The 7,829-nt window shown below is 57.4% G+C and carries 5 protein-coding genes and 1 pseudogene; all 6 read left to right on the plus strand.

Annotation, left to right across the window (positions count from 1 at the left end):
* The first annotated feature begins 378 nt into the window (after nucleotides 1-378).
* The 6 genes and pseudogenes from ASD95_RS07160 to ASD95_RS30240 all read left to right on the plus strand — a co-directional run bounded on the left by ASD95_RS07160 (nucleotide 379) and on the right by ASD95_RS30240 (nucleotide 7,685).
* The gene (locus ASD95_RS07160) at nucleotides 379-1,539 is read left to right on the plus strand and encodes a 2-aminoethylphosphonate--pyruvate transaminase (RefSeq protein WP_082562992.1); all 1,161 of its coding nucleotides are present in this window, start codon (nucleotides 379-381) and stop codon (nucleotides 1,537-1,539) included.
* A gap of 297 nt (nucleotides 1,540-1,836) precedes the next feature.
* A complete protein-coding gene (locus ASD95_RS07165) occupies nucleotides 1,837-3,180 on the plus strand; it encodes an MFS transporter (RefSeq protein WP_056726339.1) in 1,344 nt (447 codons plus the stop codon).
* A gap of 39 nt (nucleotides 3,181-3,219) precedes the next feature.
* Complete coding sequence (phnX, locus tag ASD95_RS07170) at nucleotides 3,220-4,047, plus strand: phosphonoacetaldehyde hydrolase (RefSeq protein WP_056726338.1); 828 nt, start codon at nucleotides 3,220-3,222, stop codon at nucleotides 4,045-4,047.
* A 74-nt stretch (nucleotides 4,048-4,121) separates the two neighbouring features.
* Nucleotides 4,122-5,642, plus strand: a complete 1,521-nt coding sequence (exaC, locus tag ASD95_RS07175) for an acetaldehyde dehydrogenase ExaC (RefSeq protein WP_056848049.1) — start codon at nucleotides 4,122-4,124, stop codon at nucleotides 5,640-5,642.
* A gap of 159 nt (nucleotides 5,643-5,801) precedes the next feature.
* Nucleotides 5,802-6,827 (plus strand): annotated as a pseudogene (locus ASD95_RS30235) (HAMP domain-containing protein); the annotation flags it as partial.
* A 27-nt stretch (nucleotides 6,828-6,854) separates the two neighbouring features.
* Nucleotides 6,855-7,685, plus strand: a complete 831-nt coding sequence (locus ASD95_RS30240; protein WP_442965832.1) for a methyl-accepting chemotaxis protein — start codon at nucleotides 6,855-6,857, stop codon at nucleotides 7,683-7,685.
* Nucleotides 7,686-7,829: the final 144 nt, after the last annotated feature.

Raw genomic sequence — 7,829 nt, forward strand, 5'->3', positions numbered from 1 at the left:
CAGAATCCTGCGAAACGTGCACGCGGTGGGGCTTATCACTCAAACGACCAGCGGAGAAAAGTACTTACTTCAACCCCGTACCGAGCGAGTCCGCGCCTCAAGCGCTAAGGGTATTTTCTGGGGTGGCTTCGAATCGCAAGCTCAACTTGGGCAGGTACGTAAGTCCTAGAAATGCATCGTCATGGGAAGATATTTGAACTTGCTCACCCAAAATGAGCGCATAGATAGATCGAGGCTGATCTACAGCGGTGATGTAATCCAACTTATAAGCTCAGCTTGTATCTGAAGTGTAATAAATCGATTTCACTTATTTATTACCAGATGTTTTTATCAATCCGTGCATCACTCCCCACAAAAATAACACCGCCGGAGAAGATCATGACCAAAGCTGAATTCCCGATTACCCAGCCGTTGGCAACGCCAGCCATGGGTGAGCCCTACCTGCTGACCCCAGGTCCACTTACGACTTCCAAAGCCACCAAGGAGGCGATGCTCCGCGACTGGGGTTCATGGGATGGTGCCTTTAACCAAGTCACCGCCGAAGTTCGCCAGAGCCTTCTTGGCATGGCGGGCGTGCAGGACGACAGCTTTGCGTGTGTGCCTCTGCAAGGCAGCGGCAGCTACTCGGTAGAGGCGGCGCTGGCCACCGCTATCCCGCGTGACGGCAAAGTGTTGGTGCTGATGAACGGCGCCTACGGCCAGCGCGCCACCAAAACCCTGGAATACCTGAACCGCGCCTACATCACTCTGGACAAGGGTGACTACCTGCCACCGCAGCCCGATGAAGTGGACGCGCTGCTCAACGCCAATCCGGATGTGACCCACGTCTTTGTGGTTCACTGCGAAACCAGCTCCGGCATCCTCAACCCTCTGCGCGAGATCGCCGACGTGGTGAAGGATCACGGCAAGCGCCTGATCATCGACGCCATGAGCACCTTCGGGGCCGTGCCGGTGAACGTCAAAGAAGTCGCCTTTGACGTGCTGGTGTCCTCGGCCAACAAGTGCATCGAGGGCATCCCCGGCTTCGGCTTCGTGATCATCCGTCGCTCCGTGCTGGAGTCCGCCAAAGGTCGCGCCAACTCGCTGTCCCTCGACCTCTACGAGCAGTGGGTGTACATGGAGCGCACCGGCCAGTGGCGCTTCACCCCGCCTACTCACAGTGTCGTTGCTTTTCACAAAGCCTTGGAGCAGCACCAAGCAGAAGGCGGCGTGCATGGTCGGCTGGCACGTTACACACGCAACCGCGACGTCCTGGTCAGCGGTATGCGTGAACTGGGTTTCCGGACCTTGCTGGAAGACTGCTGGTTATCGCCGATCATCACCACGTTCTTTTGCCCTGAGCATCCAAACTTCGAGTTCATGCGTTTCTACGATGAGCTCAAGACCCGCCAATTCATCATCTACCCAGGCAAGTTGACCGTGGCCGAAAGTTTCCGCATCGGATGCATCGGCCAGATCGACGAACACATCGTCCATCAGTTGCTACGCGCTATCGCTGACAGCCTCGTCGCGATGGGCGTGGAAATGGAAGCGACCTAACCGATTTCCCCTTTCGGGTCGCCGCCACTCTGGGTGTGTCGGGGCGGGTGTTGGGATCGCACCTTCTTTACGGCGACCTCTTTTTTCCATGGATCTGGTCATTCACAGCTCGGCAGCGTCGAGCAGGAGCCAGCGATACGCCTATCCAAAAATCTGATGTCTGACGCCAGCAGCCACAAGCCATAAAACTCGCCTACTGCAATTTATTCAGTTCGCTTGGACTGGGTTGTGGCACCCAAAACAAAAACAAAAACAACTTTTTGCGCTGTACGGCAACCCATACGGGATCAGAACACCATGAACAAGAACGCAGCAAGCCCGCTCGCAACCGGCTGGAAATCTCTCCAGCGTTGGCGCGTGCAGATTTTTCTCATTACCTGGCTGGCTTATGCCGCCTTCTACTTTACCCGCAAGGCGTTTTCTGTCGCCAAGCTGGGTATTGGCGAAGACCCGAACTTCATGCTCGAAAAGAGCATGATGGCCAATCTCGACGCCCTCTATCTAACCGCATATGCCGTGGGACAGTTTCTTTGGGGCAACTTCTCTGACCGATTCGGTCCCAGGGTTGTGGTACTTAGCGGACTTGTCATCTCAGCGCTAGCCGCGCTGCTTATGGGGACCTACGCTACCCTGCCGATTTTCGTCTCCTGCATGCTAATCCAGGGCCTTGCCCAGTCCACCGGTTGGTCGGGGCTATGTAAGAACGTCGGGAGCTTTTTCACCACTGGCGAACGGGGTCGCGTACTGGGTTACTGGTGCACCTCCTACGCCTTCGGTGGGCTCGTGGCCACGCCTTTTGCCGGTTGGTGGGCCTACAACACTTACCACGACTGGCGCATCGCGTTCATTAGCAGCGCTGTCGTGGTGCTGGTGGTGGCGGTGCTGTTTTTCTTCCTGCAACGCAACACGCCGGAAGACGTCGGTCTGCCTCCTGTCGAAGTCGAGATCGAACCCGTCAGTAATGTCGTGGTTCCACGCGAAAGTATGTGGGCCGGCTTGCGCACCGTGATGAAGAATCGCACCGTGTTGGTGCTCGGGCTTGCTTATTTCATGCTCAAACCCGCGCGCTACGCCATCCTGCTGTGGGGGCCGGTGATCATCTACGAACGCATGCCCGAAATTGGCAAGGTGGCCTCCGCCATCGTCCCAACCTCTTTCGAGCTGGCCGGTCTGATCGGTCCGATCCTCATCGGTATCGCATCGGATAAGTACTTCGGCGCTCGTCGTATACCGGCCTGTGTCCTTAGCCTGGTTGTACTCACCCTTTGCCTTGGCCTGTTCGTTCCTGCCATGCAGAGCGGCAGTCTGTACATGGTGGTCGGCCTGCTATTCATGATGGGCCTGACGCTCTACGGGCCGGATTCGATGATCAGCGGCTCGGCTGCCATTGACTTCGGTAGCAAAGATGGAGCGGCCTCCGCTGCAGGCTTCGTTAATGGCTGCGGGTCGGTAGGTGCGGTTCTCGGTGGTTTGCTGCCGGGTTACTTCGACACCCTCACCGTGTTCCTGGTCTTCACCGGCGCAGCACTACTGGCCAGTCTGATGTTGGTTCCATTTTGGAATAGCCGCCCGAAAACAGCGGAAAACCCGCAGTTGGTATCGACGCCGGTACAACCGGTCATCGTCGGCACCACCCCCTGAACTAGTACTACTAACCTACCCAATGCTGGAGTGATCATCATGCACTACAAACAACCTTCCCAACTGCAAGCAGTGGTCCTGGACTGGGCGGGCACCGTCGTTGACTTCGGTTCATTCGCACCGACTCAGATTTTCGTTGAAGCGTTCGGTGAATTCGGCGTCGCCGTTTCCCTCGAAGAAGCTCGTGGCCCGATGGGCATGGGCAAGTGGGACCATATCCGCACTTTGTGCAATGAGCCACAGATCGCCGCACGCTACCATGCCGCCTTCGGCCGACTGCCAACTGATGATGATGTCACTGCCCTCTACGAACGCTTCATGCCTTTGCAGATCGAAAAGATCGCCCTGCACTCGGCGCTGATTCCAGGTGCTCTCGATACGATCAATGGCTTACGCGACAAGGGTCTGAAAATTGGCTCTTGCTCGGGCTACCCGGCCGTGGTCATGGAAAAAGTCGTAGAACTGGCACGCAAGAACGGCTATGTCACCGACTATGTGGTTGCTACCGACGAAGTGCCCAACGGGCGTCCACATCCAGCGCAAGCCTTGGCGAACGTGATTGCCTTGGGCATCAGCGATGTGGCGGCCTGCGTCAAGGTCGACGACACCTGGCCGGGCATTCTCGAAGGCCGTAGCGCGGGCATGTGGACGGTCGCATTGACCTGCTCCGGCAATGCGTTGGGGCTGACCTATGAAGAATTCAAGGATTTGTCCCTGGAGGAATTGGCCGAGGAACGTGCGCGCATCGTCAAGATGTTCGAAGGCTCCCGCCCGCACTACCTGATCGACACCATCGTCGAGTTGCCGGCCGTCATTGAAAACATCAATGCCCGTCTCGCGCGTGGAGAAACCCCTCAGGGCTCCTGACCCTGCGAGGCTTGTTCAAATGACAGTGGCCGTCCACGGGCGGCCACAACCCAAAACAACAAGAGCACACCACCATGAACTACGCCCACCCAGGCACTCCCGGTGCCATCGTTTCGTTCAAAGCCAAATACGGTAACTACATCGGCGGTGAATTCGTCGCGCCGGTCAATGGTCAGTACTTCACCACGACTTCGCCCGTAAATGGCCAACCGATTGCCGAATTTCCACGTTCCACCGCCGAAGACATCGAAAATGCACTGGACGCAGCCCACGCCGCGGCCGATGCCTGGGGCAAGACCTCAGTGCAGGACCGCTCTTTGGCGCTGCTGAAAATCGCCGACCGCATCGAGCAAAACCTCGAACTGCTGGCCGTCACCGAAACCTGGGACAACGGCAAAGCCGTGCGTGAAACGCTGAACGCCGACATCCCGTTGGCCGCCGACCACTTCCGCTACTACGCCGGTTGCATCCGTGCGCAGGAAGGTAGTTCGGCCGAAATCAACGAACACACCGCGGCCTATCACTTCCATGAGCCGCTGGGCGTGGTCGGGCAGATCATTCCGTGGAACTTCCCGATCCTGATGGCCGCGTGGAAACTCGCCCCGGCCCTGGCCGCCGGTAACTGCGTGGTGCTCAAGCCTGCGGAGCAAACTCCGCTGGGCATTACCGTGCTGATGGAGCTGATCGGCGACCTGCTGCCGCCGGGCGTGCTGAACGTGGTGCAAGGCTTCGGCAAAGAAGCCGGCGAAGCGCTGGCCACCAGCAAACGCATTGCCAAGATTGCCTTCACCGGCTCAACCCCGGTCGGCTCGCACATCATGAAATGCGCCGCCGAAAACATCATTCCGTCCACCGTGGAGCTGGGTGGCAAATCGCCGAACATCTTCTTCGAAGACATCATGAAGGCTGAGCCTTCGTTCATCGAAAAAGCCGCTGAAGGCCTGGTGCTGGCGTTCTTCAACCAGGGCGAAGTCTGCACCTGCCCTTCCCGTGCGCTGGTGCAAGAGTCGATCTACGACGAATTCATGGCCGTCGTCATGAAGAAAGTTCTGCAAATCAAACGTGGCGACCCGCTGGACACCGACACCATGGTCGGCGCCCAGGCGTCCGAGCAGCAATTCGACAAAATCCTTTCGTACCTGGAAATCGCCAAGGGCGAAGGCGCCGAGCTGCTGACCGGCGGCAAGGTGGAAAAACTCGAGGGCAACCTGGCGAGTGGGTATTACATCCAGCCGACGCTGCTCAAGGGCACCAACAAAATGCGCGTGTTCCAGGAAGAAATCTTTGGCCCGGTGGTGAGCATCACCACCTTCAAGGACGAAGCCGAAGCCCTGGCCATCGCCAACGACACCGAGTTCGGCCTGGGCGCCGGCCTCTGGACTCGCGACATCAACCGCGCCTATCGCATGGGCCGCGCCATCAAGGCGGGTCGCGTGTGGACCAACTGCTACCACCTGTACCCGGCGCACGCCGCGTTCGGCGGTTACAAAAAGTCCGGCGTCGGCCGTGAAACTCACAAGATGATGCTCGACCACTATCAGCAGACCAAAAACCTGCTGGTGAGCTACGACATCAATCCGTTGGGCTTCTTCTAACCCGGCGCGAATCGCCTAACGGCCATCGCGAGCAAGCTCGGCTCCTACAGGATTGCGTTTTACCTGTAGGAGCATGGCTTGCCAGCGATGGCGTCCTCAATACTTGACATTCAAGGACTGGATGCCCTGCTCCCCTTGATCGATCCTTTGGAGTCCTCGATGAAAATCCGTTACAAGGTGAGCCTTGTGGCTGCTTGCGTGCTGCTTGTGACGACCAGTCTTCTATCGCTGGTTCAGGTAGAGCAGATACGTACGATTTTGCGTCACCAGGTCGAGGCGAGCATTTCCGAATCGAGCAATGCTGTGGCACGTCAAATCGAAAACTGGCTGAACGGAAAACTACGGCTGATGGATTTGGCATCCCAAGCGATCGACCGTCAGTACAGTGCACAGGCGACCCAGCGAATCATCGATTCGCCCATTCTGAAAGATGAATTCAAGTTGGTATTCGGCGCCCTTGAGTCTGATGGAAAACCCATCAAGAACACGGCTTCCTGGAATCCAAAACCTGATTATGACGGTCGCATCCGCCCTTGGTACGCGACCGGAAAGGCCAGTAACCAAGCCGTTTTAACCGAACCCTACAAAGATTCCACTACGGGTGAAATTCTGATCTCGACAGTCGCACGGATCAGCGACGCAGGTCAGGTGCTCGGGGTATTTGGCGGTGACATCAGCCTGACCAAGGTTGCCGATGCCATTAATACATTGGATTTCGGTGGGGCCGGTTATGCGTTCCTGCTGAGTAAAAGTGGCAACATTATTTCCCACCCGAACGCTGATCTGAACGGCAAGCCCTACAGCCAGCTGTTCGCAGGAAACGTCCTGCCCCTCGACAGTCAGCTTCAGGAGGTGCGCAGCGGTGAAAAGTCCCTGCTGGTGTCCTTCATCCCACTCACCCATCTCAAGGGCATGGATTGGTACATCGGTGTGGTGCTCGATCAGGACATCGTCATGGCCGCAGCCCACACCCTGAGCTGGCGAGCCGTTATCGGTACGGGCCTGGGCGTGCTGCTTAGCCTGTTGGTGTTGGGGTTGCTGGTCAGACGGCTACTGCGGCCCTTGGATCAACTCAAGGATTCGTTGGCCGACATCAATCGCGGAGAAGGCGACCTGACCCGCCAGCTACCCGTGGTCGGCAATGATGAAATTGCGCTGGTCGCCGGGGAGTTCAATCAGTTCCTGCAGAACCTGAAAACACTCATTGGCGATGTGAAAAGCAGCTCGCAACAAGTCCGCGCGAGCACCACTGCGACGTCATGTGAAGCCGATCAGGCCGCCCACCGCGTACAGATTCAATTACAGGAACTGGATCAACTCTCCACCGCCATGACCGAGATGGCCTCGACAGCCGAGGACGTGGCGCGCAATGCTCAAGCCGCTGCCGAGGCGGCGATCGTTGCCACCGAGGAAACAGCAGACGGGGTGGCCCTGGTCTCCAAGTCAACGGGGGCGATCAAGCGTTTGGCTGACGAGATGGACGACACCGGTCATGCGATTAATGAATTGTCCACGCTCAGTCAACGCATCGAATCGATCGTGGCGGTCATCACCAGCATCGCCGACCAAACCAATCTTCTCGCGCTCAATGCCGCCATCGAGGCGGCACGTGCCGGTGAAACGGGACGCGGTTTCGCCGTAGTGGCTGACGAGGTGCGCTCCTTGGCCTTTCGTACTCAGCAATCCACTCAGGAAATACGCCTGATGATTGATCAATTGCAGACAGGTGTGAAACACGCCCAAGTGCGAATGCAGCAAAGCCGTGACACGGCCAGTAAGACTGCCGGGGAAGCCAATGCAGCCAATGACACGCTCGAACGGATACGTGAGGCGATTTTTCGCATCAATGACATGAACCTGCAGATTGCCGCGGCGGCGGAAGAACAGAGCACCACGACCGAGGAAATCAATCGCAACACGACGAACATCCGCGATATCAGTCTTGAAGTATCCGCCAGTGCGGACAAGCAGGTTCACCAATGCTCAGCGATGGTGGACCACGTCGGCCAGCAAGACAAACTGCTCAGTCGCTTCCGGATTTGAGTTCCGCAATCGCCCGATTGTTTGTATTCCCCACCCGCTACAGCTCACAAAAACAACTATTCCACCGAGGTAAGAAAGATGAGTGCGGCTTCCCTGTATCCCGTTCGTCCCGAGGTTCTGGCTAACACGCTGACCGACGAGGCG

Source organism: Pseudomonas sp. Root71 (assembly GCF_001429045.1).
Classification (GTDB): domain Bacteria; phylum Pseudomonadota; class Gammaproteobacteria; order Pseudomonadales; family Pseudomonadaceae; genus Aquipseudomonas; species Aquipseudomonas monachiensis.